The 1,108-nt window shown below is 56.0% G+C and carries 1 protein-coding gene; it reads right to left on the minus strand.

The genetic code is table 11. The features are described from left to right. On the minus strand, positions 1-1,108 hold a 1,108-nt coding region (locus RE6C_RS00620; RefSeq protein WP_144054614.1), incomplete at both ends, for an integron integrase.

Raw genomic sequence — 1,108 nt, forward strand, 5'->3', positions numbered from 1 at the left:
CCAAATGAGTCGCAAAGCTATGCCGCAGCGAGTGCGGCACTCCGTTCTTGGTGATTCCAGCCGCCCGTTGCGCGGTGCTCAGTGCGTTGGCAAATTGTTGCTCGGCAATATGATGTCGCCAGACAATGCCACTTCGCCGATCACGCGCTCGCTGTCGCGAAGGGAACACCCATCGCCATCCGATCTCGCGACCCGCGTTGGGATACTTTCTTGCCAACGCAAATGGTAGATACACCTTGTCATAACCATCTTCTAAGTCCTCATGGTGCTGCTGGGTCGCCCATGCAATTTGACGTTGCAAATCAGGAACCACTTCATCGGGCAAGAACGTCATCCGATCCTTTTGTCCCTTGCCGTCGCGTACCAGCAAACGCCCTTCGTCAAACCAGACATCTTTGATGCGCAATCGACGGCACTCTTTGTGCCGAAGCCCTGATCCGTACATCAGCAGAAACATGATGCGGTGCACGCCAGTCAAATTCTCTAGCAAGTGGCCGATCTCTTGACGGCTATACCACACCGGCATCGTCTCGGGTCGCTTCACGCGAACCGCATTGAGGAATCCGATTCGCACGCCAAGGATGCACTCGTACAGGAACAGCAAGGCGGACCTCGCCTGGGTTTGAGTGCTCACTGCCACTTGTCCTTCGACAGCCAACTTCGTCAAAAACGATTCGATATCCTTTTGGCCGAACTGCTCCAGTTCGGTCGAGCCGACATGCCCCATGAATCGCTTGACCCATCGCACGTAGGCTTTCTCGGTTGCCATGGAATAATGCAGTACCCGCAGATCAGCCCGCATGGTCTGAATCAGTTTGGGTTCGCTGGGGTCTTGCTTGCCACGAATTGCCGCGAGTTCCTCCTCGGTTGGCGGCACATCCAAGTCAAAATTGCGTTCCTGCTTGCCCAGTTGCGCGAGCTTGGCGACGATCTGTGTCAAGTCAGGCTCGGAACGTTTCAGCACCGTGTCGCGATAGTGTTCCAGCGACCGAACCGCCTGCCAGCGTTGCCAAGCGGGTGCACCTGACTCAAGCAGCGTTCGCGAGAATCGCAGGGCCGTGTCGTGATTGACGGGCAACTGATCGATCAAGCCTTTTGGGAACGACAA

Source organism: Rhodopirellula europaea 6C (genome assembly GCF_000338295.1).
GTDB classification, from domain to species: Bacteria; Planctomycetota; Planctomycetia; order Pirellulales; family Pirellulaceae; genus Rhodopirellula; species Rhodopirellula europaea.